This is a genomic window from Arcanobacterium hippocoleae, from assembly GCF_040360365.1.
Classification (GTDB): Bacteria; Actinomycetota; Actinomycetes; order Actinomycetales; family Actinomycetaceae; genus Arcanobacterium_A; species Arcanobacterium_A hippocoleae_A.
Genome location: NZ_CP136412.1, coordinates 331,019 through 357,426 on the forward strand (window position 1 = coordinate 331,019; position 26,408 = coordinate 357,426).

30 protein-coding genes and 1 pseudogene are annotated in these 26,408 nt (G+C 47.9%); 9 read left to right on the forward strand and 22 right to left on the reverse strand.

Going from position 1 to position 26,408, the window contains the following annotated elements; genetic code table 11:
- Positions 1-37 precede the first annotated feature (37 nt).
- The 10 genes from RQN30_RS01655 to nadD form a co-directional block, all read right to left on the reverse strand.
- A complete protein-coding gene (locus RQN30_RS01655) occupies positions 38-1,510 on the reverse strand; it encodes an ExeM/NucH family extracellular endonuclease (protein ID WP_353060982.1) in 1,473 nt (490 codons plus the stop codon).
- A 14-nt stretch (positions 1,511-1,524) separates the two neighbouring features.
- Complete coding sequence (locus RQN30_RS01660) at positions 1,525-1,809, reverse strand: hypothetical protein (protein WP_353060983.1); 285 nt, start codon at positions 1,807-1,809, stop codon at positions 1,525-1,527.
- Positions 1,713-2,936 (reverse strand): lamin tail domain-containing protein, encoded by a 1,224-nt coding sequence (locus tag RQN30_RS01665; RefSeq protein WP_353060984.1) that lies wholly within the window; start codon positions 2,934-2,936, stop codon positions 1,713-1,715. The genes RQN30_RS01660 and RQN30_RS01665 overlap by 97 nt, the downstream gene beginning before the upstream one ends.
- Before the next feature lie 291 nt (positions 2,937-3,227).
- Positions 3,228-3,713 carry a histidine phosphatase family protein gene (locus RQN30_RS01670; RefSeq protein WP_353060985.1) on the reverse strand — a complete coding sequence of 162 codons (486 nt, stop codon included), beginning with the start codon at positions 3,711-3,713 and terminating at the stop codon, positions 3,228-3,230.
- A complete protein-coding gene (locus RQN30_RS01675; RefSeq protein ID WP_353060986.1) occupies positions 3,668-3,874 on the reverse strand; it encodes a histidine phosphatase family protein in 207 nt (68 codons plus the stop codon). Before RQN30_RS01675 ends, RQN30_RS01670 begins: the two co-directional genes overlap by 46 nt.
- Positions 3,875-3,938: 64 nt before the next feature.
- Positions 3,939-4,373, reverse strand: coding sequence for a ribosome silencing factor (gene rsfS / locus RQN30_RS01680; RefSeq protein WP_353060987.1), 435 nt, complete (start codon positions 4,371-4,373; stop codon positions 3,939-3,941).
- A 132-nt stretch (positions 4,374-4,505) separates the two neighbouring features.
- Positions 4,506-4,760, reverse strand: coding sequence for a hypothetical protein (locus RQN30_RS01685; protein ID WP_353060988.1), 255 nt, complete (start codon positions 4,758-4,760; stop codon positions 4,506-4,508).
- 20 nt (positions 4,761-4,780) lie between these two features.
- Positions 4,781-5,224: a hypothetical protein gene (locus RQN30_RS01690; protein ID WP_353060989.1), complete on the reverse strand. Its 444-nt coding sequence runs from the start codon at positions 5,222-5,224 to the stop codon at positions 4,781-4,783.
- Positions 5,225-5,250: 26 nt separating this feature from the next.
- A complete protein-coding gene (locus tag RQN30_RS01695; protein WP_353060990.1) occupies positions 5,251-5,601 on the reverse strand; it encodes a hypothetical protein in 351 nt (116 codons plus the stop codon).
- Between the two features lie 234 nt (positions 5,602-5,835).
- Positions 5,836-6,492, reverse strand: a complete 657-nt coding sequence (nadD, locus tag RQN30_RS01700; RefSeq protein WP_353060991.1) for a nicotinate-nucleotide adenylyltransferase — start codon at positions 6,490-6,492, stop codon at positions 5,836-5,838.
- Between the two features lie 282 nt (positions 6,493-6,774).
- On the opposite strand from nadD, the gene trxA reads away from it, so the two are divergent.
- Entirely contained in the window at positions 6,775-7,134 is a 360-nt protein-coding gene (gene trxA, locus RQN30_RS01705; RefSeq protein WP_353060992.1) for a thioredoxin, read from the forward strand.
- A 114-nt stretch (positions 7,135-7,248) separates the two neighbouring features.
- Here the strand turns inward: trxA and RQN30_RS01710 are convergent, their stop codons facing one another.
- From RQN30_RS01710 to RQN30_RS01735, 6 genes and pseudogenes are all read right to left on the reverse strand, one after another.
- On the reverse strand, positions 7,249-8,214 hold the full coding sequence (locus tag RQN30_RS01710) for a hypothetical protein (RefSeq protein WP_353060993.1): 966 nt from the start codon (positions 8,212-8,214) through the stop codon (positions 7,249-7,251).
- A gap of 298 nt (positions 8,215-8,512) precedes the next feature.
- A pseudogene (gene obgE / locus RQN30_RS01715) lies at positions 8,513-10,034 on the reverse strand (GTPase ObgE).
- A 183-nt stretch (positions 10,035-10,217) separates the two neighbouring features.
- Positions 10,218-10,475 carry a 50S ribosomal protein L27 gene (gene rpmA / locus RQN30_RS01720; protein WP_353060994.1) on the reverse strand — a complete coding sequence of 86 codons (258 nt, stop codon included), beginning with the start codon at positions 10,473-10,475 and terminating at the stop codon, positions 10,218-10,220.
- A gap of 69 nt (positions 10,476-10,544) precedes the next feature.
- On the reverse strand, positions 10,545-10,850 hold the full coding sequence (gene rplU, locus RQN30_RS01725) for a 50S ribosomal protein L21 (RefSeq protein ID WP_353060995.1): 306 nt from the start codon (positions 10,848-10,850) through the stop codon (positions 10,545-10,547).
- 322 nt (positions 10,851-11,172) lie between these two features.
- Complete coding sequence (locus tag RQN30_RS01730) at positions 11,173-13,626, reverse strand: Rne/Rng family ribonuclease (RefSeq protein WP_353060996.1); 2,454 nt, start codon at positions 13,624-13,626, stop codon at positions 11,173-11,175.
- Positions 13,617-13,994 carry a hypothetical protein gene (locus RQN30_RS01735; RefSeq protein WP_353060997.1) on the reverse strand — a complete coding sequence of 126 codons (378 nt, stop codon included), beginning with the start codon at positions 13,992-13,994 and terminating at the stop codon, positions 13,617-13,619. Before RQN30_RS01735 ends, RQN30_RS01730 begins: the two co-directional genes overlap by 10 nt.
- Before the next feature lie 741 nt (positions 13,995-14,735).
- Here RQN30_RS01735 and RQN30_RS01740 point away from each other — a divergent pair.
- The 8 genes from RQN30_RS01740 (at position 14,736) to RQN30_RS01775 (ending at position 23,298) form a co-directional block, all read left to right on the forward strand.
- On the forward strand, positions 14,736-16,244 hold the full coding sequence (locus RQN30_RS01740) for a cytochrome ubiquinol oxidase subunit I (protein ID WP_353060998.1): 1,509 nt from the start codon (positions 14,736-14,738) through the stop codon (positions 16,242-16,244).
- A gap of 20 nt (positions 16,245-16,264) precedes the next feature.
- Entirely contained in the window at positions 16,265-17,398 is a 1,134-nt protein-coding gene (gene cydB / locus RQN30_RS01745) for a cytochrome d ubiquinol oxidase subunit II (RefSeq protein WP_353060999.1), read from the forward strand.
- A 248-nt stretch (positions 17,399-17,646) separates the two neighbouring features.
- Entirely contained in the window at positions 17,647-17,826 is a 180-nt protein-coding gene (locus tag RQN30_RS01750) for a hypothetical protein (protein WP_353061000.1), read from the forward strand.
- Positions 17,820-19,274 carry a thiol reductant ABC exporter subunit CydD gene (cydD, locus tag RQN30_RS01755; RefSeq protein WP_353061001.1) on the forward strand — a complete coding sequence of 485 codons (1,455 nt, stop codon included), beginning with the start codon at positions 17,820-17,822 and terminating at the stop codon, positions 19,272-19,274. Before RQN30_RS01750 ends, cydD begins: the two co-directional genes overlap by 7 nt.
- A gap of 5 nt (positions 19,275-19,279) precedes the next feature.
- A complete protein-coding gene (locus RQN30_RS01760) occupies positions 19,280-19,480 on the forward strand; it encodes a hypothetical protein (protein WP_353061002.1) in 201 nt (66 codons plus the stop codon).
- A complete protein-coding gene (locus RQN30_RS01765; RefSeq protein WP_353061003.1) occupies positions 19,473-19,724 on the forward strand; it encodes a hypothetical protein in 252 nt (83 codons plus the stop codon). The genes RQN30_RS01760 and RQN30_RS01765 overlap by 8 nt, the downstream gene beginning before the upstream one ends.
- Positions 19,682-21,451: a thiol reductant ABC exporter subunit CydC gene (gene cydC / locus RQN30_RS01770; protein ID WP_353061739.1), complete on the forward strand. Its 1,770-nt coding sequence runs from the start codon at positions 19,682-19,684 to the stop codon at positions 21,449-21,451. Before RQN30_RS01765 ends, cydC begins: the two co-directional genes overlap by 43 nt.
- 17 nt (positions 21,452-21,468) lie before the next feature.
- Entirely contained in the window at positions 21,469-23,298 is a 1,830-nt protein-coding gene (locus RQN30_RS01775; RefSeq protein WP_353061004.1) for a GAF domain-containing sensor histidine kinase, read from the forward strand.
- Positions 23,299-23,371: 73 nt separating this feature from the next.
- Here RQN30_RS01775 and RQN30_RS01780 read toward each other — a convergent pair whose 3' ends face one another.
- From RQN30_RS01780 to RQN30_RS01805, 6 genes are all read right to left on the reverse strand, one after another.
- A complete protein-coding gene (locus RQN30_RS01780; RefSeq protein ID WP_353061005.1) occupies positions 23,372-24,019 on the reverse strand; it encodes a response regulator in 648 nt (215 codons plus the stop codon).
- A 60-nt stretch (positions 24,020-24,079) separates the two neighbouring features.
- On the reverse strand, positions 24,080-24,250 hold the full coding sequence (locus RQN30_RS01785) for a hypothetical protein (RefSeq protein WP_353061006.1): 171 nt from the start codon (positions 24,248-24,250) through the stop codon (positions 24,080-24,082).
- A 3-nt stretch (positions 24,251-24,253) separates the two neighbouring features.
- The gene (locus tag RQN30_RS01790) at positions 24,254-24,775 is read right to left on the reverse strand and encodes an Fpg/Nei family DNA glycosylase (RefSeq protein WP_353061007.1); all 522 of its coding nucleotides are present in this window, start codon (positions 24,773-24,775) and stop codon (positions 24,254-24,256) included.
- On the reverse strand, positions 24,772-25,122 hold the full coding sequence (locus RQN30_RS01795; RefSeq protein WP_353061008.1) for a DNA-formamidopyrimidine glycosylase family protein: 351 nt from the start codon (positions 25,120-25,122) through the stop codon (positions 24,772-24,774). Before RQN30_RS01795 ends, RQN30_RS01790 begins: the two co-directional genes overlap by 4 nt.
- Positions 25,115-25,864 (reverse strand): ribonuclease III, encoded by a 750-nt coding sequence (rnc, locus tag RQN30_RS01800; RefSeq protein WP_353061009.1) that lies wholly within the window; start codon positions 25,862-25,864, stop codon positions 25,115-25,117. The genes RQN30_RS01795 and rnc overlap by 8 nt, the downstream gene beginning before the upstream one ends.
- A 78-nt stretch (positions 25,865-25,942) precedes the next feature.
- Entirely contained in the window at positions 25,943-26,371 is a 429-nt protein-coding gene (locus RQN30_RS01805) for a YceD family protein (protein WP_353061010.1), read from the reverse strand.
- Positions 26,372-26,408: the final 37 nt, after the last annotated feature.

Here is a 26,408-nt window from a genome sequence, read left to right on the forward strand (position 1 = left end):
TTGCAGTATCTGTGAACTTTGCAAATTTCGAATCAGATTATTTTTCACGACGGCGATTCGCCAGCATTATCCCGGCTGTACCCAGCATTGCAGCAGCGAAAATCATGCCCAGCACTCCTGCGCCGGTTTGTGCAAGACGAGATTTATTTACGCTGCCGCTGTTCGGCTTGGCAGCATTTTCATCACGCTGTGTATCAGAATTGAGTGTCGGCGTTGGCGGATTTGCTGGAATATTCGGAACCGGATCCGAACCTGGCTTCGGCATATCCGGCTTATCAGCCCCCGGCACATCCGGCGTTGGCATATCCGGCTTATCAGCCCCCGGCACATCCGGCGTTGGCATATCCGGCTTTAGATCTGCGGAGCTGAATTTAAATCCAACCTTGATTGGGTCATGATCCGATGAACGGAACGCAGTATTATCAAACAGCTGCTCATAGGAAATGTTGTAGTTGTAGCGAGAGTATTCGAAGGCAATCGGTTCCATCGCATTCACGCCCCAAACTTGCGCCCCAGTTGTCAATGCAGCAGCTTTTGCATTTGCCAAGGCATGGTCAAGCGAACCCACCAGACCATCAAATTGATATGACGGAGCAAGCGGTCCAAACTTTGCAGCTAAATTAGTATAACCAGCTTTTTCAAGTTCGATTACGGAATCTTCCTGCGAATAAGAATTTAAATCGCCGATAATAAAGACTGCATCGTCTGCAAACTTCTCCGCAGCCCAGGCCGTAAGTGCTTTCACCTGCTCAGTTCGCAGCTTATTGTTGTTACCTTGATATTCGTCAGTATCTTGCGGAATCTTTTTCGAAAGCGAGCCCTTGGACTTTAGATGATTCACGATTACAACAAACTCTTTATTCCCCTCGGCTGCCCCTTTTACCCGGAACTTCTGGGCGAGAGGCTGCCGAGCCGTTTTCGTAAACCAGTCATTATCAAGAATCTGTGAAGTGCCTGCCAGTTCAAGCAGTGCCGGCTGATAGATGAACGCGAGCCGAATAACATCTTCATTTTTCGGAGTTACTTTCGGAGATGGCGCCGCAGCCCACTTCGCAAAGCCGGCATCTTTATTCAGCGCTGTCACAAGCTGCTGCAGCGAAGCATCGCGATCATGCCCGAACCCCGCAGAATTCTCGATTTCTTCAAGCCCCAGCACCGAAGCATCAAGCGCATTAATTGCAGCTACAATCTTCCCTTCCTGACGTTCAAAAGCAGCTGCTGAATATGCACCGCGCACCTTGCAGTTATTCGCAGTAACCCCGTTGCCTTCGCGGTCTTTATAGAATTTACATTTAGCTTCATCTGCACCAAGATCAGTGAAGTAGTTCAAAACATTAAAGCTCGCCAAGCTAAGTTCGCCGCCAAGCTTACCCGGAGCTTCCGGACGCTGATTGTTTTCCAGCGTAATATACTCCAGCGAGCGGTTATAAGCAGCTTTGCCTTTCTCAGCTGCAGCAACTACCGGTGCGGTTGGCTGCAGATTCCATTGAAAACGATGTTCGATAATCACTGGATAATTAATTTTTACCTGCGCCCCAACACGAATCGGATTTTTACATCAAGGTACGGCACCGGAATATTCTGGTATTTCGGATTAGTCAAATCACGCGATACCCCATCGTCGAGAGTAATAAGTTTTGCCTCATTCTCAGCTGCAATCTTTGCTGCCTTTTCAGGATCAGCAGTCGGGTTTACAACCTCAGAAGGCTGGATTAACGGCTTCTTTCCTGCGGCAAGACCAACCTGACCATAGCGGTTTGTTGCATAGTTATTGGTGACGGTATAGTCGCCGGTAATTTTAACAAGCATCCCCTCAAGCTTTTCACGAGCGGTATCGCCTGCTGGAACCTGCTGCAGTGTAAGCGGAATAACTTTTTGTCACCCTTATCAAGAATTTTCCATTCCGGATCAGTAATCTGCGTAATGGTCTGATCGGCAAGATTCTTATTCGGCGCATATTCTTTTACTGTGCCGGTAACTTGCACATAATCACCAATCTGTACTTGCTGAGCCATCTTCGGCCCATAAATAAACAGACCTTCAGAAGCTTCCGGAATAGCTGCCTGCGTATTCGGTGTCTGAATATAAACGCCATTGAAACCGCCGGTTGGATATGCAGCGGTAACAATACCGAAAGTCTTCACTTTCTTCCCGACAAGCGGCGATACTGCTCCTGTTCCCTGAATATCTTTAATTGCAGCTTCCTGCACCGCAGCTGTAGAAGTTTCTGGAGAATCTGGCTCCGGAGAAGCTGGTTTTGGATTTTCCGGTTTAATTTCATCCGCTGCCGGAGTGCTGCCTGCCGTATTTTTTCCGCTATTGGTCGGCGACGGCACTGCTATCGAAAAATCAGCGTCGTTATTATTGGTGTCCTTCCCGTTTTCAGCGCGATTAAAAGATTTTGCCGAAGAAGCCTTTTTCGTTGCCGCCTTGGTTTCGGCAATACCTGCAGTCCCCCACCCAAACGCATCAACTACTGTTTTGAGATCAGCGGTATTAACCGGATTCTGTAATGTCTGCTGCTTCGCAACATTAAAAAGCACAATCGACCCATTGCTGCCGCTCATATTAAAGCCGCCAGTCGCGTCCGCATTGAGTGCGGTAAATCCAGGCACACTCGTGTCTGCGCCTTTTTCCTGCCCGGTAACTAAGAAGTAACCGCCGGCCTGAATCACACCAGAAAGCGGAGTGTTTCCGCTCCCCTTTTTCCCTTTCGCAGAGAAATACTGCAGTGACCAGCCGTCGAGCTTAATATCTTTATCCGTCGGATTAAACAGCTCAACATAATCTAAAAATTGATTGCCTTTACTTACACCATGAACATAGACTTCGTTGATTACAACGTTGTCTCCAGCCGGTGCGGCAAAAGCAAGCGGCTCAATCGAGACAAATGCCAGCGGTGCGAGCGCTGCGAGAGCCGCAATACGTTTTTTCATCTTATTCCTTCCGATAGTTCCAATGTCACAATGGGGCTACCGCTATCTAGGTTAAAGGAAAAAATTAACTTGAAATTAACAGTTAGTGAAACACTAGAATAATCGGCTCTGATGAAGAATAAATCCGCATTCCTCCATTGGAATGAACTAGCTGCGAATTGAAATCATAGCACCCATGTCTATATTTAATTCTATAACCGCATAATAATCAATGTTTTCTCCGCAATTTATCTCGAATTACAAAACTCGGCGCATCAGCTAATCGATTGCGAACACGATTATCAGTGATAATTAGCGCCATACATGCGATAACGAGTCAACATCGCCGTTAATTCGATTATAAGAACGAATCCGCCACCCTGGACGCTGTTCCGGACGAGGCTGCAGCAGTGCCCAGTGGCAATTATCTAATCCTTGCAAACCTGTCCACTCGTCAGGATTCATCTCCAGCAAACCCATGACTCCATTAACGATTGAACCGCCATGGGCCACAAAAAGTATTACGTCGTCCGCACAGCTTTGCGCAGCCGCTTCATTCACGCATTCGATTACCCGCCTGGCAACTAACGAGCGCCGCTCCACGCCGATATTTTCCGGAGAACTGCCTTCCCGCCATTGTTGATATTCTGCAGGCCATCCAGCTTGAATCTCGGCAGCTGTTTTATTTTCCCAAAGGCCGTACGAACGTTCACGCAGCCGCGAATCAATCCGCATTTCCAGCCCAGACAAATCTAAAAAGTTTGCGCAGTCTGCCGGGCGCGGATTAAATCCGAACAAATAACTTTCGTAATTCCAAGTTTCATCAATTCCGGCGCGACCCGTCTGGCTTGCGCAATCCCAGTCTGATTCAATGGATTATCCGTCGAACCTTGAATCCGTGCGGCAAGATTTTGATCCGTCTGCCCGTGCCGCCAAAATACGATATTCTTCACCGACATTCTATTTTCTCTCCTCTTATCCGTAATTTTGCCGCCGCTGCGCAGATGTGCAGGTGAAAAATTCTCAGCTATTTCCAAGATCTGAAAAGTCGAAATAAGAGCTCAGCGCAGATTCTTTATATTCCGGATCAGCAGTGATATCGTCCGGAAGCGGAATTATCGGACAATCTCCCCAAAGTTTTTCGAGCGCATAATATTCACGGTCTTCATCTTGCTGCACATGCACCATCAAATCACCAAAGTCAAGGAGCACCCAATGCGCCTCGCCTTCAAGCCCTTCACGACGGATTCGTTTCTGCCCGCTCTTTTCTACTGCTTCTTCGACGGCATCAACAATTGCCCGCACCTGCCGTTCACTGGAACCTGAAAGTACCAGGAACGTATCTGTAAGCACAAGCCGTTCCGAAACATCTATCGCAGTAATCGAAGTTGCTTTCATCTCGGAAGCAGCTCGGGCTGCGGTGATTGTGATCTCAATTGCGGTGCGAGTTGCGCTCACTGAAAACCTTCCATCATTGATTATTTGAATTGATAAACCTGCGGCTGCTTCGGCCGCACTGCAACGTTATCATGTTCCGCGGCAGATACTGAGCATATATTCAATATCGGCTGTAATCCGTTTAATACAAAATCACACTGCTTGCAATCGCAAAATGCACAGAATCAATACCTGCCGCGAAAAAGTTGAATTAAGCCATGAGCCAATCAGATATCCAATCAGGGCAAAAATAATTGCGAGAATTAAGAAAATAAACCAAGAGCGCTTCGAGTTTCCGGCGCGCTCAGCATTAACTTCAGTCTCGGCAACCTTTGTATCATTAACAATCTCTGCCTCAAGAGCTGCTTCCGTCTGCGGTGCGGTTTGCGGAAAATCCTCCGCATGCAATGTTCCGGCTGTACGGCTAATCAGATTTGATTCTGCTTCTGCAGATTTATTCGAAATGTTTTTTCCGCGATATCAGCTGAGTTCGCACTAAACTCCTCTGCAGCATGGTTTGCAGTGCCTGCACTCAGATTAGCAGCAGCTGTGATTTCTTTATTTGTATCTGCCTGCAGCGCTGCGGAGTCTGTTTCAACAGTGCTCTGCCCCAATGCGCCGGCAGCTGAATCGCGTTTTTCTGAATAACGCATCCGTGCAAATAACTGTTCGCGCAATGATCCTTGCTCAAGTGCTTCTGCTGAACTTTCATTTATCGCATGCAGATTAGAATTAGCTTCACCGCTTTTTGCAGATATATCTGTTTCACTTTGCCGAGCCGAATGCGAATGCGGATTCGCAGCAGAAGCTAAGTGGTTTCCGGTATCGCGCACTGCACTATCTGCAGCTGCAATATTTTCCGGCTGTTTCAAATCTGAGTGCTTTGAATAGGAAAATCTTAATCCAGAATTTCCCGCAGCAGTATCAGCTCCAGTATCTTTATCTGTTTCCGAATCAAATTCAGACTCGAAACGATCAAATACTGATTTACGCTCCGGCTTTTCATCAGATTTTCCGGTACCTGCGGCAATTCCCCGTTTTCACGGGCTTCCTTTTCTGCAGCACCCTGAAGAATAAGCGCTTCATTACGCTCGCGTTCAACTCGCTCCGCCTCGCGTAATTCTTTTCGCGAAGGACGGCGCAGCCGAAGTTCTTGGGTGTCGGTGAGCGCTGGTGCATCTTCAGGCTTTGCGACCAGCTTTCCCATCTCGCGCAGTTGTCTACGTGTCAGGCGCGGGGTTTCACTCATTACAATTCCTTCCAAGACGGACAGATGTGCACCATTCTACCGTATTCAGGCACAGTAATCGAAACTAAAACCAGCCGGAAATGGGATCACAGCGCCGTCGGCACTTTTGCACTTGAAAAATACACGCGGAATATCTGCCGCAGATGAACTTCCCAAACCTGAATTCAGACCGATTTATGCAATATTAACCTGATTTCACAAATTTTTCGTAGCACCAGATTAAGCAGTACCCGATTAATCAGAGTCAGGTGCGATTGATACACTCTTGCTCTGGTCAGAGTTGTAAAGATTATATTTATTAATGTATTGCACCACGCCATCAGGTACGAGATACCACACTGGCCGTTCGCTTTGCGCACGCTGCCGAATATCGGTAGATGAAATCGCCATTGCCGGCACCTCAATCACGATAAATTTTTCAGTTGGCAGACCGGTTGTATCAAGTTGATGATCAGGACGATTAACTCCGACGAAATGCGCAAGATTCCAAAGTTCATCGTGCTCTTTCCAGGAAAGAATCTGCGGGAGCACATCAGCACCAGTGATGAAAAATAATTCCGCGTTCGGATATTGCTGATGTAAATCACGCAGCGTATCAATAGTGTAAGTAATTCCGCCGCGATCAATATCAACACGCGAGACTGAAAAACGCGGATTATTCGCTGTCGCAATAACCGTCATCAGATAGCGGTGTTCCGCGAAAGATACACGTCTTCCTTTCTTAAAAGGCTGTGTTGCAGTCGGCACGAAGATTACTTCATCAAGATTGAAATGAGCCTGAACTTCAGATGCAGCTACCAAATGACCGTGATGTATTGGATCGAAAGTGCCGCCCATAATTCCAATCCGGCGATGCTGGGAATCGTGCTTGGTTGATTGTGTGCTTGCCATATTCACCTTTATATATCTAACCAGCTGTATCCGCCGATATCCGGATGCGAATCGTACTTGCCGTTCAGCAGAAAATCGGTCACAATACAGCAAATAAACTGTAATAAACACTGTAGCTATGCGCCTATCGTACCGACTCTGGACGCTGACGAAAATATAATCCGCAATATATATGTGTTACAAAAATAAATTTCGTTATCAGCTCAACCATACCTGGAATAGTGAAAAGGGTTGCTACGTTTAAGTCACAGCAAGGAAATATTATTGAAAGGACCCCTCCTAATGGCAACTATTGAAATCACCAGGGAAAACTTTGCAGAAACAATTAGCGAAGGCACTGTATTGCTTGACTTCTGGGCAGCATGGTGCGGTCCGTGCCGGATGTTCAGCCCAGTATTTGAAGATGCGTCTGAGCGCCACCCAGATATTACCTTTGGAAAAGTAAACACAGAATCTCAGGCAAGATTAGCGCAGGACCACGGAATCATGTCAATCCCAACCCTGATGATTTTCCGCGACGGAATTAAGCTTTTTGAAGGTGCGGGTGCGCTTGATAAGAATGCTCTCGAAGATCTCATCAAACAATCACAGGAGATTGATATGGATCAGGTGCGCGCAGAAGCTGCAAAACAGGAAAAATAATCTGTATAGATAAAGCTTCGGGGCAGGTTAGCGAATTTTTTCTGACCTGCCCCGCTTATTTTCTGCTGCAAGAAAATTAATTCACATCAACTTCGGTTAAGCAAAATGAACAAATCACGCACTCTTGGCACGTTCATTGAGCAGCGGAACTACTCCTTTCAGCACCGAAGCTAAATCCGTTGGCAGCGAAGCTGGAGTAAAAAGAATGCCGTCGGCACCTCCCATGCCAATCCATTTTTCAACACAATCAGCCACATCGTACACGGTCCCGACGGCATGCGGCATGCCGTCGAAAATTTGCCGATGCGAAAGCTCGGAAATAAGTGCAGCACGTTCATTCGCGGACTGTAATGTCGCTGAAATCACGATGCCCAGCTCAATAATCAACTTCACATTTCGGCCTGTTTTTTCGCTTAATTCGTGAAACAAAAATCGCAGTCGGCGCGCCTGCTCAATATTCCCGGAACGAAGCTGCACCGCATCAACAAGTTCCGCAAGTCGGACAGCATTATCAGATAACAAATCCGGATTTGTACAAAGCGCCACTACATTTAAATTGTTCGCTGCTGCAGCCGCCGAAAATTTTTCAAGCAGCCGGAAATCTTCAGATTTTTTAACTGCCACAGAAACAGATTTCCGCCCTTTATAATTGCGTAAAAACCCTGAAACAGCCGGCAATCCAATCTCTTCATCGAATGGAATCTCAATATTCAGACCGCCGCCGCTAATCACATCCGCAATCTTCGCTGCAGTCCGCACTCCGTCAAGCAAAGCCGAATGATAACGCAAAGCAGATGATTCTCCTCCATGCAGCTGAAAATTGCGATTCAGCTGGATAAAATCAATCCCGCCGTGGAATGCGGCATTTACTGATGCAAGCAGCAGCGGAAAATTTAACGTACTGACTGCAATTTCCGGACCATACTCTCCCGGAACTTCCATTCCGCGTGCACCTAAACCGGTGAGATTAAAACCAAGTGAAGCCGTTGTATAGACATCTGGCAGCTGCACGGAATCATCAAAATCAAACGGACCAGAATTGGTTAAAGCTTTATACGATGCCGCAATTTCAATCACCATAACAGCTGTTCCCTTCGCTCACCTACGTATTATTAGCCGCAAACCACTAAACTTGGTATTAACCGTATGTCAAGACAGATTCGGATGCAAAACGGAGAAAAGGGCAAATACTTTATATTTCGATACTTGTTTTCGCGTAAATTCCGCATTTCACTAGTGCAATAAGTAAAGAAACAGTAAGTATTACTTCAGATATTGAAGTTTGCACGGCTGCTGCGGAAGCTGATTTTCGGTGCAGAATTTCCCAGCCGCGATAATTGCTGTAATAACTTCCACAGCCGAATCTGCCGATTTGCAATTAATTCTGCGGATCCACCCAATGCCCTGCTTCACGCTCTTGCCAAAGCTCCTGCCGCGCCGCTTCTTTCGCATCCATAGTTTCATGGTATGCAGCTTTTCGTTCCTTGCGTGTAGAACGCGACGGCTGATTAATCCGCAAATCACTTCCGCGCGGACCAAGTAATTCAGCACCGGCAGCCATAGCCGGCTCCCAATCAAAAATCATCCCGCCGTCTTCCGGACCAATCACAACCATATCTCCGGCGCGGGCGCCGGATTTCAAAAGCTCTTTTTCAATTCCAAGGCTATTCAGCTTATCTGCAAGATATCCGACAGCCTCGTCATTTGCGAAATCAGTCTGCCGCACCCAGCGTTCAGCTTTCACCCCACGAATCTGGAAGAAAAATTCTCCGCCGCGCTGCCGTCTGGTAACCGTAAATGCACCCGAATCACGAAGATCAAGCGGACGAATAATCTTCCGCTGCGATCCTTTAAAAGTACCTCTTCGCGTTCGCGAACTGTTTGCACGATTTTCCCCAGACCGAAAGCAAACTCGCGCAGCCCTTCGCGGCTTACAGCTGAGACGATGAATACCGGAAGACGCCGCGTCTTGATCTCAGCAGCGACAAATTGTGCAAGCTCAAGCGCTTCCGGCACATCAGTTTTATTTAAGACCACCACCCGCGGACGTTCCATCAACGGTATCTGCCCTTCGATTGGCGGAATCTGCTGCGCATAGGCAGCAAGCTCGGCTTCAATCGTATCGAGATCAGTGATCGGATCGCGATTAGGTTCTAAAGTAGCACAATCAATCACATGCACAATAGTTGCACAGCGCTCAATATGGCGCAGGAATTCAAGACCGAGCCCCTTTCCTTTCGACGCTCCCGGAATCAAACCTGGAACATCAGCCATCGTGAAACGAAACTGCTGCGCTTCTACCACACCAAGATTCGGCACGAGAGTGGTAAAGGATAATCGGCAATCTTCGGACGAGCCGCACTCATTGCCGCAATCAAAGAAGATTTACCAGCCGACGGAAATCCGACGAGCGCCACATCAGCCACAGATTTAAGTTCAAGAATCAAATCTCGCTGTTCCCCAATGTCTCCGAGGAGTGCAAACCCGGGTGCGCGGCGTTTCGGCGTGGCGAGAGCAGCATTTCCAAGACCGCCCTGACCGCCTTCAGCTGCAAGATATTCTGCCCCGATACCGACTAAATCTGCCACAACGTTGCCGGTTAAATCTTTTACTACCGTGCCAGAAGGCACACTCACCACAAGATTCTCGCCGCGTTTGCCGTGCCGTAAATCTCCCGCTCCCTGACCGCCGTTTTCGGCACGCAGATGCGGCGAATGATGCAGGTGTAAAAGAGTAGTTTCTTGACCATCGACGCGCAAAATAATATCGCCGCCATGACCGCCATTCGCGCCATCCGGACCGCCCAGCGGCTTAAACTTCTCCCGGCGCACCGAAGCTACACCATTTCCGCCGTTTCCAGCTTGGAGATGAATCGTTACCCGATCTACGAAAGTTGCCATAACCGTCTCTTTTGGATAAATAAAACTTACTTTGCGGCAAATATCCCAATTAGGAAGATAAAAATTAAATCCTGATCAGAATCAGCTGTTTACCGATTTTAAAATAGCGGAAGCATTAGTAAAACTGCGGGGTGGAGAGTATCACTCTCCACCCCGGAAGCATTTACCTTTGCGAATATTCGCTTATGCGTCTGCCAGTACGATGTTTACAACCTTGCGATCGCGCCGAACACCGAATTCTACGGTGCCTTCTGCGAGGGCAAAGAGGGTATCGTCTTTTCCGCGACCCACATTCTCGCCTGGATGGAAGTGCGTACCGCGCTGACGAACGAGAATCTCGCCTGCGTTTACGAACTGACCGCCAAAGCGTTTCACACCGAGTCGCTGCGCATTAGAATCGCGACCATTGCTGGTGGAGCTGGCGCCCTTCTTATGTGCCATTTTCCTTGACCTGCTCTCTTGAAAATATCTTAGAAGCTCGTTGAACGGATAATCCTTACGGATTCCAGATCACTTAATGCCGGTGACCTTTAGACGGGTCAGCTTCTGGCGATGACCCTGGCGCTTACGGTAGCCGGTCTTGTTCTTATACTTTACGATGTTGATCTTCGGACCTTTTTCATCGCGAACAATCTCAGCGGTGACCTTAGCGGAAATACCATCGGCGGCAGTGGTGACCTTGTCACCGTCGACGAGCATGATTGGCTCTAGCTCGACCTGATCGCCTGCTTCGCCTGCCATCTTATTCACAACGATGACGGAGTCGACGGAAACCTTTTCCTGGCGTCCGCCTACCTTAACAATCGCGTAAACCACGTTCTGCTCATCTCTGTCGATACGGTTGCAAATGCATAATCACATTTACACTGAAAACTGCGGTACGTAACAACGCACCGAAAATTAACCTTACTTCAAATAAAAGTCTCGAAACAAGCTCATACGACGCGATTAGCGCCACATATCAGCAAATTCACGAATTTCATTCGCAGTATCAGTTTATAACTCGTTTAGCTTAGCGCAACACCCGAGATTTTAAAAACTTCGCGTGTTGCGCAGCCCCAATATTCACATTATTCACAATATTCACAAATTGGCGCATTGTAAGATAATCCAAACCAATGCGAATTACTGCCGATACTCACTCATCCGATTTCCCGGATAACGGAAAGCTCATAATCGTGAATGCTGATGAGCTTGCCGGAGTGATTGTTCCGGTAGAACTAACCCGTCTGCGTTTCGGTACTGATTCTGGATCTTGATCTCCGGATTCTCTCTGTTCCGGAACTGTGAAAGCAGTTTGCGAAGCAGCTTCCAAAACACGAGAATCAGCTGAATCCGCCGCAGACGATACCGCCTTTTCCGCACTTTCGCCGCTATCAGAATTCATCTGCCGAGTCAGCAGCGAATTTGCGTCATCTGAATCACTGTGCACAGATTTTCGGCTGCGCTTCTTTTGCCGTTTCGGACGCTTTGCCGCATCATCAGTTCCGGCGCCGCTATTTTGTTTCGCAGCTTTGCGGAAATTTTCTGTCTCATCCGCACCCGCACCATGATTCACACCATGCGTTTCTTCATGCTTATGCGCAGCAGCTGCCGCAATATTTGCCAGCGCTGCCTTTACCTCCGCGTGTTTTTCTTCAGCTTCAGAATCAAAAGTTTGGGGGTGCAAATTCTCATTACGCCGCTTCGGAAGCTGTTTCGAATCAGATTCGTCAAAAATCTCATCCTTTTCTACCGGATGATCATGACTGATATATCCGCGTCCTTCACAAGCTTCACATGTAGTTGAAAAAGCTTCAACCAGCCCCTGCCCAACCCGTTTGCGGGTCATCTGCACCAAACCGAGTGAGGTTACTTCAGCAACCTGATGCCGAGTGCGGTCACGGCCAAGACATTCAATTAAGCGCCGCAGCACCAAATCACGATTAGCTTCAAGTACCATATCAATAAAATCGATAACGACGATTCCGCCAATATCACGCAGCCGCAATTGCCGGACAATTTCCTCGGCTGCTTCAAGATTGTTTTTCGTAACAGTTTCTTCAAGCGTACCGCCCGTCGCACCAGTGAACTTCCCGGTGTTCACGTCAATTACGGTCATAGCTTCGGTACGATCAATAACTAAGGAACCTCCCGACGGAAGGAACACCTTGCGGTCAAAAGCTTTTTGCAGCTGTTCATCGACGCGGTATTGGATGAAAATATCGCGGTTATCCTCCCATTTTGTGACACGTTCTTCGAGTTCCGGAGACAACTCATGAACATATTCCCAAATAGTGTTCCAGGCGTTCTCACCCTGCACCTGCAGTGAGTTGAAATCTTCATTAAATACGTCGCGAACCACCCGTACCGCGAGCTCTGGTTCACCTTTCAAAAGAGATGGCGCATTTTTCGAACTCTTCGATTTTGCGTCGATATCTTTCCAGGATTTAATCAAACGCTTTACATCGCCCTTAATCTGTTCTTCCGTAGCGCCTTCAGCGGCTGTGCGCACGATTACTCCGTGCTCGGAGGGAACAACCTGTTTCAAAATCTTCTTTAGGCGTGAACGTTCCGTTTCTGGAAGCTTGCGGGAAATTCCCATCATTGTCCCGTTCGGCACAAGCACAAGATGTCTGCCGGCGAGTGTAATCTGCCCAGTTAACCGCGCACCCTTATGTCCGATTGGGTCCTTTGTTACCTGCACCAGTACGGTATCGCCAGATTTTAAGGCATCCTCAATCTTCCGCGGCTTGCCCTCCAACCCCGCAGCTTCCCAATTGACTTCGCCGGAATACAGCACTGCGTTTCGTCCTTTGCCGATATCAACAAAAGCCGCCTCCATTGAGGGAAGCACATTCTGCACTCGTCCCAGATACACATTGCCAACCATCGAAGTTTGTGTATGGCGCGCAACATAGTGCTCAACAAGCACACTATCTTCAATCACAGCAATTTGGTTTAAACCGTCGTGTTCACGCACAAGCATCTGGCGGTTTACCGCTTCGCGGCGTGCTAAAAATTCTGATTCAGTGATTGAGTGCCGCCGCCGGCCTGCTTCACGGCCTTCCTTTCGACGCTGACGCTTCGCTTCCAGCCGGGTGGATCCTTTCGGTGCAGACACTTCGTCTGCAGCGCTGCTGTCACTTCGGCGGCGGCGCCGGCGAACCGTTGTCCCCGATTCTTCTTGAGTTTGCGCACTGTTCTGGTTTCCTGAATCGTTCGCAGAATCTTCGGAATTCACATTTGAATGCAAACGCTTCCGGGTACGTTTCGCGCCGTGTTCAGAAGATACATTTTCCGTATTCAGCTCTTCTTTTCCGGCTCCTTGCTGGTGCTCATCTTTCTGCTCATCCTGATTCGCTTCTTGATTTTGTTTCGTTAAATCTTGCGCGTCTTGCCGTTTTCCGCCGCGGCTGCCCCGACGAGACTTCTTTGGAAGATCAGCGGTTTCTTGCTGATTGAGCACATCATTTGCTTCTTCAGGCACCGAATCTTCGGGCGCCTGACTTTGTTTCGCTTCCTTATGGGCAGCCAGACGCGCGCGAACCGCACGTGTAACGTCGGGTGCCTGGAAAAGCAGTGCCGTCATCGGCGCCATTTTCAATTCCACATTCGCTGCACTGCTTTTGACTGTTTCTTTGCAGAGAAAGTCAGCCCGGCAGATTCATGCGCATGAAGTTCTGCAAGCGACTGCGCTACGCTTGCTGCAACTTCGTCTTTATCGCGGGTTTCACTATTTTTCGCACGACGGCTGCGGGACTTCGAATCAGTTTTTGCAGCTTTCTTGCGCGGAACTTCAATCTCGGAATCTGCCGCAGCTGAATCCTGTTCCGCCGGACTTAAGTTTTTCTCATTTCGCGTGCGCCTGCTTGCAGCTGTTGTTCCAGCAGCGGTTTTCCGCGTACGACGTTTAGCTGCAGGTTTTTCGGCAACTGAATTTTCTGTCGCCAAATCTACTGATGGATTTTCATCAGCCATAAGATACTCCTCCAGCAGCCTTGCAAACATGCACCAGTGTTCACAAGAACTGCGAAATATTAAATTCTGCCGCAGGCATACCGTTTGAAATCCCTGCAGCATCTTGCACGGATTTCAAACTCATCCCGCTGAAAAGCTCTTTTAAAATATGAACAATTTTATCCGGCAGCACATTTAAGGCGCACAGGATAAAACTAATCAATCGGATTGATGCGAACCGATATCCGCTGACTATTCTACACTTCTGCACCTGACATTTCCTATATCATCAAGCGTGCGAAGTGTCCCACTGATTTACTGCCGATTTTATCTACTTGCTGCAGATTTGATGCGGAGATTAAAAATCGATTTATGAAACAAAAATATCGCGTATTTATTCAAGCCGGGCAGCACCTGAAAAAGGGCATGAATCCGCGCTTTTAAGCCGAAAATATAACGAAATATAAAATCACCGCTAATATCTTGCGTGTTTAGCTGGAAATTAGCTGTGAAAATGCGCAAGAATAAGGGGGAAGACGCAATTGGAACCTAAGTCCTTATTTCATGATACTTGGCTTTGTGCCAATTTCGTTTAAACAAGCTTCAACCGCGCAAAGTGGTGAGGAAATATCTTCGCTCCGAGATTTAGGTCTTTCGGCATATTTTCAAGTCGGCCGGCAGCAGATTTTCACTTGCCGCAAGGTGCTCTTCAAACAGCTCGTTTGCACTATTTTTATCGATTGTCATATGAAAGGTGGATAGGTGGAAGCCCTAGACCTCGCACGGTGGCAGTTCGCAATCACGACTGTGTACCATTTCATTCTGGTACCGCTCACGATCGGACTCTCCCCACTCGTCGCAATTATGCAAACAAAGTGGCTCCGCAGCGGCGACACCCGCTGGCTAAAACTTTCGGAGTTCTTTGGAAAACTATTAATTATTAACTTCGCACTCGGAGTGGCAACAGGTATCGTCCAAGAATTCCAATTCGGCATGAACTGGTCTGAGTATTCTCGTTTCGTTGGAGATATCTTTGGCGCACCGCTTGCTTTCGAAGCGCTGCTTGCTTTCTTCTTGGAATCAACTTTCCTCGGTGTCTGGATTTTCGGACGCGGGCGTATCTCCCCGAAAATGCACACCGCAGCTATCTGGCTTTTCGCTCTGGGAACAAACATTTCAGCGCTTTTCATTTTGGCTGCGAACTCCTTTATGCAAAATCCGGTAGGTGCATTATTTAATCCGGCTACCGGCCGAGCCGAACTCGACGGCGGTATTGGATTCCTGAAAGTAATTTTCTCCCCGACTTCGATGTATGCGTTTGCACATACGATTTCAGCGTCGCTGCTTGTTGCAGGTTCTTTTATCAGCGGTATTGCACTCTGGTGGCTAGTTCGTACTGCAAAGCAAAGCGGCAGCTCGGAAGCTCGTGATTTCTGGAAGCCGGCCGCTAATTTTGGATTGGTTACGATGCTGATTGCATCGTTGCTTGTAATCACAACCGGTCACTTTATGGGACAGCACATTTACAAGGAACAGCCAACGAAGATGATTGCAGCAATGGGTATTGCGAATACTGAAGAAGCTGCTCCTTTGGCATTGCTGATGACCGGTTCTGAATTAACCGAAGAAAATATCGTGTCTTTGCCAATCCCCGGTCTCGAATCCTTAATGGTCACAAACCATCTTTCGGGGCCGGAATCAAAGCTGATCGGTGCAAAAGAAATCAACGAGAAATTCCAAAAGTATTTCGCTGATGTTTATGGAGCAGATCAGAACTACTTACCAAATCCGCTGGTCAGCTTCTATTCATTCCGTGTAATGATGGTGCTCGGTTTTGTCTCGCTCGCGCTGTCAATTCTCGGTTTGGTATTAATTCGGCGCAAAGAGCTTCCTGCTGCGAAATGGATTGGTTCGCTTTTCGTGTGGACTATTCCGCTTCCGTTTATCGCATCAAGTGTCGGCTGGATTCTTACCGAAATGGGACGTCAGCCATGGGTCGTGTATCCAAATTTCCAGGCGCAGCCGATGAATGAAACAGCTCCGTCGGAAATGATTGCACAGCTGACCAATCTTGGTGTTTCACAAAACGTCACCGCAGTGGAAATCATTATCTCACTCGTCGCCTTTACCTTGCTTTACGCCTTACTCGGTATAGTTTGGTTTATTCTGGTGAAGCGCTACGCAGTTGAAGGCATCAACCCAGCAAAGAAAATCGACATGAAAGTCCGTAAGGAAGTTACCGTCGATACCAAGCTTAGCTTTGCTTACTGAGAGTAAAGTGAGGAAAAATAATGGAACTTACAGCTCTACAGATTATTTGGTTCGTGCTAATCGTCGTGCTCTGGATTGGATATGTCGGCCTTGAAGGTTTCGGTTTCGGTGCCGGTATGAATCTGCGCGTTCTTGCCAAAGACGAAAAAGACCGACGATTGATTTTGAATACTATCGGCCCGCACTGGGACGGTAACGAAGTTTTCCTGCTTACCGCCGGCGGAGCCACATTTGCTGCTTTCCCTGAATGGTATGCAACAATGTTTTCGGGAATGTACCTTGCCCTTGTTGTGGTGCTGCTGCTGCTGATTATCCGGATTAGCGCAATCGAATGGCGCGGCAAGATTGACTCACCAAAATGGCGTAATACTTGGGATAATCTGCACTGCGGCGCTTCGTGGGTGGTCTCAATTCTTTGGGGTGTTGCATTGGCAAACTTTGTCCAGGGAATGCAGATTGAAGTCGGAAACTACAAAGACGGAGTATTCCAAGCAGCCGATACAGCGGATGTTCCCGGTGCACTTGCAGACGGAGCAAACCACTTCCTTACCGGCGGTTTCTTCTCCCTGCTCACACCGTTTACAATTCTTGGCGGTCTCACGGTTGCCGCGCTTTTCTTCAATTACGGAACTTTGTGGTTAGCATTGAAGACTCGCGGTGAATTCCGGGCGCGGGCAATTACGCAAGCGAAGAAAACCGGCATTGTCTCAACTGCACTTACCGCTGTTTGGGCAATTTGGGGGCAGCTCGCATACCAGGCGAACTTCTTCTCTTGGATTCCGCTGCTCCTTGCAGCAGTGCTGTTGATTGTTTCATTCCTCCTGGTAATTAAAGAGAATGAAAAAGGCGCAATGTTTGTACATGCTGGAGCACTTGCGATGGCAGTAGTGTTCATTTTTATGACACTTGGTGCGAACGCAATCAAGTCGACGGTCGACGCCGCCTACAATCTGACGCTTGTGCAGGCTTCTGCCACAGCTCCGACACACACAGTGATGCTGATCGCAGCACTCATTTTTGTTCCAATCGTGCTGGTGTATACGGTCTGGTCATACTGGATATTTGCGCAGCGTATCGGGCGGGAAAATATTCCAGACACATTCGTTGGCCTTGATATGCAGCAGATTCGCAAATTTGAAAAGGTAAACGAATAAAACTTCCACGCATCGAAAGTTTTAATCTTCACTTTTTCAGACACAAATAAGTTGTGGGATGAGGCAATTGGCTTCATCCCACAACTTTTGCTTGCAATATTTCGGCACTTACATTTGCTGAAATATGATAATAAATTACTGCATTTGTATGTACTTTCCGCAGTCAAATAGCTAAAATTGAGAGACTGGCGAGTATTTCACCCGCCGTCGTGTGCGCCGTTGAATCCCGCATTGCTGCAAGGAGAAGCATGAGACCTTTTGATCCGCGCTTATTGAAATATGCAAAAAGCGCCCGAAATTATATTGCGTTTTTAGTGTTAATCGGGCTGTTAACAACTTTGCTTATCACTGTGCAAACTGTGCTGATTGCCGGCGCAATCACACCGATTTTTACGATAAAGGCACAATCTCAGACACAATCGTGTTAATCCTGTGGCTTATCGCGATTTTTCTGCTCCGCTGTGTTCTTGTCTATTTACAAGAATCGATCGCACACCGGGCTGCGCTGCGAGTGATTTCGACATTGCGCACCAAAGTACTGCGGCATGCCGGAGATCTCGGCTCCCGTTGGCTCAGCGATGGAAATACGGCGCGAACTGTCACGCTTGCCACGCGCGGTCTTGATGACCTCAAAGCATATTTTGTCTCATTTCTCCCGCAGCTTTTCTTAACAGTTACCGCCGCACCGATTTTAATCGCAGTCATTTTTTATCTGGATTGGATTTCAGCAGCCGCAATCATCCTGTGTATCCCGCTAATTCCGCTTTTTATGATTCTTATTGGCAAAATGACTGCGCACTATTCTGCGCAGAGATTGCAATCAATGCAGCATCTCGGAACACAGCTGCTGGACTTACTCGCAGGCATTGCCACTTTGAAAGCCGTCGGACGCGAAAAAGGACCAGAGAAACGTGTGCGTGCACTGGGTGCGTCATTCGCGCAAAAAACGATGCAAACTCTGTATGTCGCTTTTCTTTCCGGAGCTGTACTTGAATTTCTTGCCACGCTTTCCACAGCAATTGTAGCTGTAGAAGTCGGATTCCGGATGATATCCGGAAATATTCTGCTTTTCAACGGCCTGGTAATCATCATGCTCACACCGGAAGTATTTAAACCATTACGTGAAGTTGGAACGCAATTTCATGCCTCTGCAAACGGTGTGGCTGCCGCAAATAAAGCATTTGAAATTATCGAAACGCCGCTGCCGAAAAACCAAAAAGATCAGAATGGAAAATTTACTGCAGATTCCGAAACAGTTAGTCCGACGGGCACATTTACACCAGTGCCAGATTTACGCCAGACAAAGATTCGGCTTGAAAACATCAGCATGTATGTATCCGAACGCGCAACCGTGGCGCCTGCTGATTTAAATGCAGAGATTTATCCGGGCAAAGTGACGGTGCTGCGCGGGGCTTCCGGCGCCGGTAAATCCACTACTGTGCAGATTCTAATGCATCTGCTGGCGCCTTCAGCGGGACAAGTGCTGGTCGGTGATACTCCGCTTGCGCAAATAAAACCTGAAGATTGGTGGAAACAGATAACTTGGGTACCGCAGCGTCCGGTGCTGATTCCCGGAACCGTCGCAATGAATCTTGGAGTCAAGAATCCGGAAAATGATCCGCAGCTTATTGCCGCCGCAAAATTAACCGGATTTGACACAATAGCGGCGGCGCTTCCGCAAGGATGGCAAACTTTGATTGGGCAAGGCGGCGTAGGCTTATCGGTCGGGCAAAGACAACGGCTCTCACTCACACGCGCGCTGCTTTCAAAACGGCAGCTGGTAATTCTTGATGAACCATCAGCACATTTAGATGCTGCTGCCGAAGAGAACGTAAAAATGGTTATTCAAGAATTGAAAAAAACCAGCACACTGTAATAGTTGTGGCACACCGAGCCGCATTAACAAAACTTGCAGATCAAATAATTGATATCCATGCAAGTTCACGCGATATCAGCGCCGAAATTGCTTTCCGCGACAACCGCCGCGATGCAAAAGCAGCACAGGAACGTCAAGCGCAGGAAAATTTGGATTATGCCCTGCCTGCTTCTTGGGGACAAAGAGAGAGTGAAGAAAATGACTGATTTCAAAAGCAACACAAGTGCAAACGAAATCCCGAAACAGCCATTATCTGCAGCTGCAGCACAAGTTTCTCCAGCACCTAAGCCAAAGCTCCCCTGCAATCCGCTGCTGAAAGAAGAACGCAAAGCGTTACGGGAATGTCTAAATCTTCTTGAAATAGATCGGAAACGTTTTTTCTCGCAACACTTTTCGGTTCCGGAGCAATCGGATCCGGTGTTGGGCTCGGTGCTGTTTCCGCCTGGCTGATTGCCCGTGCAGCGCAGCTTCCGCCAGTTCTCGATCTTTCGATTGCAGCCACCGCTGTGCGTACTTTCGGAGTCGGAAAAGCAATTTTTCGCTACCTTGAACGAATTTCTTCACATTGGATTGCGCTGTACGGTATGGCGGCTATCCGCACACAGGTTTATCAGCGGCTTGCAAGTTCTTCCATTGATACAGTTACCGCAATCAAACGCGGCGATTTGCTTGCCCGTACAGGCGCAGACGTAGATGAACTTGGCGATGTAGTGGTTAAATCGCTGCTTCCAACAGCAGTCGCGATTGTAACTGCCCTCATTTCAATCACTATCGTAACGATTCTTTCGCCTTTGATTGGACTTATCTTCGCAATTTCTTTGCTTTTTGCCGGCGCGGTTGGACCTTATCTTGCAATGCGCGGTGCACGCATTGCGGAAATCAATCAAGTTCACGACCGTGCAGAACTGAATATCCAAGCGCTTACACTTCTCGAAAATGCGGAAGAATTGCGGATATCAGGTAATCTGGCAGAAATGGAAGCTGCACAGGAGCGCACCGAAAAACAAATCTGGAAGAATCACGATCGTGCAGCAATCCCAACAGCAACCGCAGCTGCCATTGATTTATTTTCTTTAGCAGTCAGCGTAGTTTCTGCAATCATTATTGGCTCTTTGCAAGTATCTGCAGGAACCTTGAGCACAGTGAACCTTGTGGTCGTTACACTCACTCCGCTTGCCGCCTTTGAATCAACTCAACGTTTGAAAGGCGCCGGCGTGCAGCTTATCCGCTCCGCACGTGCTGCCATCCGGATTACGGAACTGATTGGCAGTGCGCAGTCTCTTGATATCCAGATCCGCAATGCAGCACAAAACACACGAAACACAGATCAAGTTTCATCCGCACCGCTTTTTCCAAATACACAATCGTTGAGTTTAACCGCAGAAAATCTTGCAATCGGCTGGCCAGGCGGCCCCAATATCGGTACCGGAATTAGCTTAAACCTCACCCCAGGCAAGACGATTGCAATTGTCGGGAAGTCTGGAATCGGCAAATCAACTCTCCTCTATACGCTTGCCGGAATGATTCAGCCGCACAGCGGGAATGTGCTTATCGGCGGCAAAGAAGTCGGCTTAATTGAACGTACCGAAATTTCAAAGCATCTTATTTTGACCGCAGAAGACGCGCATATATTCGAAACTTCAGTGTTGGAAAATTTGCGTGTAGTTCGTGCGGATTTAACTCCCGCCGAAGCCCAGGAACTCCTCAAACGCGCCGGCCTCGGAAAATGGCTTACACAGCTTCCAGATGGTGTTGAGACGATGCTTGGAGCTAACGCGGCAACAATTTCCGGAGGTGAACGCCGTCGGCTCCTACTCGCACGCGCACTTGCTTCTCCGGCTGATTTTCTCCTGCTTGATGAACCGGGTGAACATCTCGACGCAAATACTGCGGATCAGTTAATACGTGATTTATTGAATTCAGGTAAGCTGCCCGCAAAAGAATTCAGCAATCCGCAAACCGATTCAGAACAGAGTGATTTTTCCCGTCTGCAGCGAAAACGCGGAATCATCCTTGTGACTCATCGTCTTAGTCCGCTTGATGCTGCTGACGAAGTGATTATGCTTGGAAACAATCCGACGCAGATAATTGCCCGCGGAACTCATGCAGAACTCGTTGCGGCAAATAACACTTATCGTTGGCTGCTTGAGCAGGAAACACCAAGTTTCGAAGAATAATATCAGGAGTAAGTTTCATGGTTAATAAATCGGATCGTAAGTGTCCTTTCCACGAGGTTTCCGGGCAGATTGCAAAAACCTACTCCGAACATATCCAAAGTTTTGATCACGGTGCAAGCTTTCCGTTTCATACTAATAACGGCAGCGTTCCGCTTGCCGGCACTGCGGCACCGGATGCAGAATCGGCAGGTTCAGAATCGATAAATATTAATGAGAGTACTGTCAAAGCTGTGCTTTCAAAAGCACTTGAGCTCACCACCACTCTCGACCGCGATACTGCCCTGCAGTACTTTGTTGACTCTGCATGTGAACTTACTGGTGCGCGCTATGCTGCCCTCGGAGTGCTTGATACTCACGGAGATACAATCGAATTTCATTATTCAGGATTATCAAAAGAAATCGGTTCGAAAATTGGTTCTCCTCCAGTCGGGCACGGCGTATTCGCTGATATTCCAGAACGCGGTGCACTGATTGTTAATGATCTTAAACGTTATGCACACACAGCTGGATTTCCGGCTCCGCATCCAGTGATGCACAACTTTCTCGGGGTGATTCTCCCCGCCAATGATCAAGTATGGGGCCGGCTTTATATGGCCGATAAGCCTGGCGGTTTCACCAAAACGGATGCAGAAAATATGGAGCTGCTGGCAAGAGGGGCGCAAATTGCGATTCAGAATGCGAAACAGTATGCCCAGTCCCAAAGTCGTGCCAGATGGCTCACTGCATCGCAAAATATTGTTTCCTCGTTGTTGGAGGGATCGGATGAAGAAGAAGCACTGCAGGTAATTGCAAATGAAATGCGTACTGCTGCCCGAGCAGATGCGGCCTTGATGATTCTCCCGTCGATTAATGATATCTGGATGGCTGAAATCGGCTCCGGCGAAGGTGCAATGGATCTTCTTGGAATCGAGTTTCCCAAAGCAGGGCGCGCCCGTTCGGTAATCCACGAACAGGCAGGCGTAGTAATCGACTCGATGCAGCGTCTTGCAACAGTCCGTGTAGAACAGTTACGAAGATTCGGTCCAGCGATTTATGCTCCGCTTGTTTCACAAGGAATGGGACGCGGGGTAATTATTCTTTTCCGCTACCCGAAAGAGCCGGAATTTGATTTGCATGACCTTTCAATGGCTGAGAATGTTGCGCAGCAGGCAGCTATCGCCCTTGAGCTTTCCGAAGCACGGCGCACTAAAGAACTAGCTGCCGAGCTTGACGAACGTGCGCGGATTTCACGTGATTTACATGATCTTGCAATTCAGCAGCTTTTTGCTTCGGGAATGCATATTACCGCGGTGAAAGAAGACCTAGGTGCAAATCTTGATTTGCAGGCCAAGAAAGCTCTTGACAGCGCGATTGGGGCGATTGATGAATCTGTCGGTCAGATTCGCAAGATTGTGCAGTCATTACGTGAAGATTCTGATCCGGCTGTTGTTGTTGAACGTCTCGGTAATGAAACTTCGGTTGCAATGCAGTCACTTGGTTTTGCCCCATCTCTTGTAGTTTTATGGAACGGTGCAGAGGTCGATTCAGATTTCAACATGAGTACCATTGATGATGCAATTGGATCAGATATCTCTGACGATGTAGTGGCAGTCGTGCGTGAATGTTTAAGTAATGCCGCACGCCACGCCCATGCCTCATCCGTTGCTGTCCAAATCAACGCCAGCCTTGAAAAGATTAAAATTCTTGTAATTGATGACGGAATCGGAATCACTCCTGCGAACTCGCGGAGATCTGGAATAGCAAACCTTTCAGCACGAGCGCAAAGGCATCATGGAATATTCCGGATTAGACCGCGCAGCGACGGAACATCAGGTACCGAAGTATGCTGGGAAGTACCGCTGCGTTAAAATATGGGCTGAAGCCAGACTGTACAGTCTGGCTTCAGCGTTTTATCAGCATTAGCAGCAGAAAATAGCCGATTTAGTTTCCTTGATTCCGCCAGCCTGATGCGCGTTGACCTGCCACCCATGCCGCCACCTGAGTGCGGCGCTGCATCCCCATCTTTGAAAGCAAAGAAGTAATATGATTCTTCACTGTTTTTTCCGCCACGCCGAGCTTCTCACCGATTTCACGGTTTGACAAACCATCTCCAATTAAATCAAGCACTTTGCGCTCCGACGGAGTCAGGTCAGCGGTCGGATCGTTATGGTCAGCGCGCCGCCGTGTAATCGTTCGTTCATCCAGGAGGATTCTTCCGCCAGCGACTGCTTTGATTACTTCAGTAATCTCTGCACCGCGCACAGATTTCAGCAAATATGCTTTTGCTCCCGCGTCAAGAGCTTCAGATAATGCATCGTCATCGTCGAACGATGTAAGTACCACACATTTTGTTTCCGGAGAACGTTCACGCAATTGGTTAATAATATCAATTCCAGTTCCGTCGGGCAGCCGTAAATCTACCAGCGCCACCTGCGGCATCATTAATTCTCCGCGGCGTACAGCTTCCGCAACAGAGCCAGCTTCAGCAATTACTTTCAGACCTGCACAGCGATCAACCACTTCCGAAATGCCTCGGCGAACTACTTCATGATCGTCGATAATCATCACATTAATCGCGTTTTCGCTCATTTTTATCCTTGCTTAATCGTTTTCGAATATCTCGGGAATATCCCCGAGCGGGGGCTTACTTTATTGCGTTGGAATTGTTTTATCCGTCGAAAATTTGTCTCTGTGCGGAACTGCCGCTGCGAAAACTGAACCGAACATAGACATCTCTAATAGTAGCTGGGAAAGTAAGTTTTTCATATCAGAAATCGAAGTTTCAAATATACTTTCTGCTTTCAAATAATTATTTTTCACGAGTTATTGCTGAATTATTTCCGGTGATTGACATTTTGGACAAAAACATGAAGACCGTCCCATAAAAGGTTCGCGCACCAGCAAAGTTGTACAGCGTTTGCACGGCTGCCCTGCCCGGCCGTAGGCGTTCAATTCACGTGAAAAATATCCCGAACTGCCGTTCACATTCACATAAAGCGAATCAAAGGAAGTTCCGCCGGCTTTGATTGAACGCCGCATTACATTTTGTACGGCAAGAAAAAGAGCTTCCAGTTTTTCAGCTGAAATTTTGTTTGCCGGTGTCATGCCGTTAATTTTTGCTTCCCACAATGCTTCGTCAGCATAAATGTTTCCGATTCCGGAGACAAAACTTTGATTCAGCAGCAGCGTTTTAATTCGGGTCTTTTTCTGCTGCGCTTGCACCGCAATTTTTGCAGCATTGAAATTTGGGTCGAGTACATCACGGGCAATATGTCTAATCGAACTTGGAATAAGCTCTTTTGCAGCATTATTCCAAGCAGAATATTCGTCCTCCGTTGGAATCAAATCATCGCCGTGAAGATATCCGAATGTTCGCTGATCAATAAAATCGAGCCGTAAACCGTTGGTAAAGAAAAAGATGCACGCCGGTGCGGGTGTTCTCCGGAGTTAACTCGAAACTGACCGGACATTCGTAAATGTGCCACAATCGCTTGCTGTTCTCCAACACAAAACCAAAGATATTTTCCGCGTCTGGCAACTTCAGTGACTGTCTGCCCTGCAAACTTCTGAAATCCTGCTGAATCATGCCGGGCAACGCGCGGATGGTACGTCTCAATATTTTGAATCTGTTTGCCGCGCACAAATGGATCAAGACCGGCACGAATCGTTTCAACTTCGGGTAATTCAGGCATTATTCTCCTTAGCTGAAAGCAGACACGGCAAATCTTTTTGTTCCTGCAGCGCCTGATAAGCGGCTTTACAAGCCGCTAGTTTTGCATGTTTCTGCGATGAAGCCGTTCCAATCCCATAGGGTTTTCCGGCAAGAAAAACCTGAGCTGTATAAACACGCGCATGATCAGGCCCCTCCCCATGTATCTGATAAGTCAAATCACCAACGATTCCTTTCCTGCGGGCAGATTCTTCAAATGAAGTGCGCCAGTCAAGCGCTGGACCGCGGGCAGCTGCTTCGAAAATTATGGGGCGGATAAAACCGAGTACAATTTCACGTGTCCGCTCAAGCCCATATTGTAAGTATGTAACAGCGATTAGGGCTTCAACCGTATCAGAAAGAATTGAATCCTTATTAGCCCCGCCTGAGGCGGCCTCACCTTTACCCAATCGAATATATTTTCCAAGATTCAGCTCCCGGGCAACTTTTGCCAATGCGGGTTCCGAGACACTTGCAGCCTTGTATTTACTCATTATCCCTTCGTCTTCCTGCGGAAAAGAATGGTAAATTTCGTCTACTGCAATAATTCCAAGTACTGAATCACCAAGAAATTCGAGACGTTCATTGTGCGGTTCATCGTGCTCATACGCCCAAGATCGATGTGTCAATGCATGTGCTAGATTTTCGATTGAAAGTTCAATCCCCCAGTCGCTAAGCAGTTGCGAGTAATCCTGCACAGTATCAGATTCACTACGGTAAGTCATTGAACTATTCACCAATTTTCATTTTTGATTCGCTGCTCTGGTTGGTATCTGCCGGTGTCCATACGTATATATCAGTTTTTACTTGCCTTCAGCTTGCGCTAATTTCATCCGCAGTTCATCTAGTGCAGCAAAGCGCAAATCAGGATGTTTATGATAATGATCGGCGGGAAGATCACGCCACGGCTCGCCGCATTCTGCACAAAGACCGGCACAGTCTGGTTCACATAACGGTGTAAAAGGCATTGCTAAAACTAAGGCATCACGCAAAATCGGTTCGAGATCGATTCGGTTATCTTCAATTATCGGGAAATCTTCTGCTTCTTCGTCGCCGTCATCCAAGAGAATCTGTTTTTTCTCGGGATAAAACACCAATTCCGCAACACGCTCATTCATTTGCACATGAATGTCGCGTAAACAGCGCGAACAGCGTCCAACTGCAGCAGCTTCCACATTCCCCTGTACTAATACCCCTTCCGAGACAGATTGCAGGTTCAAAGTCGTCTGCATTGGGGTTCCCGCACGGACCTCGAAAGCTGCACTCCAA

Excerpts from the sequence above, each read along its gene's own strand:
- RQN30_RS01795 (WP_353061008.1), bottom strand. The coding sequence starts at position 25,122 with ATGCCTGAATTACCCGAAGTTGAAACGATTCGTGCCGGTCTTGATCCA.
- trxA (WP_353060992.1), top strand. The coding sequence starts at position 6,775 with ATGGCAACTATTGAAATCACCAGGGAAAACTTTGCAGAAACAATTAGC.
- RQN30_RS01735 (WP_353060997.1), bottom strand. The coding sequence starts at position 13,994 with ATGGCTGATGAAAATCCATCAGTAGATTTGGCGACAGAAAATTCAGTT.
- RQN30_RS01695 (WP_353060990.1), bottom strand. The coding sequence starts at position 5,601 with ATGAGTGAAACCCCGCGCCTGACACGTAGACAACTGCGCGAGATGGGA.
- RQN30_RS01665 (WP_353060984.1), bottom strand. The coding sequence starts at position 2,936 with ATGAAAAAACGTATTGCGGCTCTCGCAGCGCTCGCACCGCTGGCATTT.
- rnc (WP_353061009.1), bottom strand. The coding sequence starts at position 25,864 with ATGACTTACCGTAGTGAATCTGATACTGTGCAGGATTACTCGCAACTG.
- cydB (WP_353060999.1), top strand. The coding sequence starts at position 16,265 with ATGGAACTTACAGCTCTACAGATTATTTGGTTCGTGCTAATCGTCGTG.
- nadD (WP_353060991.1), bottom strand. The coding sequence starts at position 6,492 with ATGGCAAGCACACAATCAACCAAGCACGATTCCCAGCATCGCCGGATT.
- RQN30_RS01780 (WP_353061005.1), bottom strand. The coding sequence starts at position 24,019 with ATGAGCGAAAACGCGATTAATGTGATGATTATCGACGATCATGAAGTA.
- rpmA (WP_353060994.1), bottom strand. The coding sequence starts at position 10,475 with ATGGCACATAAGAAGGGCGCCAGCTCCACCAGCAATGGTCGCGATTCT.
- RQN30_RS01710 (WP_353060993.1), bottom strand. The coding sequence starts at position 8,214 with ATGGTGATTGAAATTGCGGCATCGTATAAAGCTTTAACCAATTCTGGT.
- RQN30_RS01805 (WP_353061010.1), bottom strand. The coding sequence starts at position 26,371 with ATGCAGACGACTTTGAACCTGCAATCTGTCTCGGAAGGGGTATTAGTA.
- RQN30_RS01775 (WP_353061004.1), top strand. The coding sequence starts at position 21,469 with ATGGTTAATAAATCGGATCGTAAGTGTCCTTTCCACGAGGTTTCCGGG.
- RQN30_RS01660 (WP_353060983.1), bottom strand. The coding sequence starts at position 1,809 with ATGCTTGTTAAAATTACCGGCGACTATACCGTCACCAATAACTATGCA.
- RQN30_RS01750 (WP_353061000.1), top strand. The coding sequence starts at position 17,647 with ATGAGACCTTTTGATCCGCGCTTATTGAAATATGCAAAAAGCGCCCGA.
- RQN30_RS01675 (WP_353060986.1), bottom strand. The coding sequence starts at position 3,874 with ATGTCGGTGAAGAATATCGTATTTTGGCGGCACGGGCAGACGGATCAA.
- RQN30_RS01765 (WP_353061003.1), top strand. The coding sequence starts at position 19,473 with ATGACTGATTTCAAAAGCAACACAAGTGCAAACGAAATCCCGAAACAG.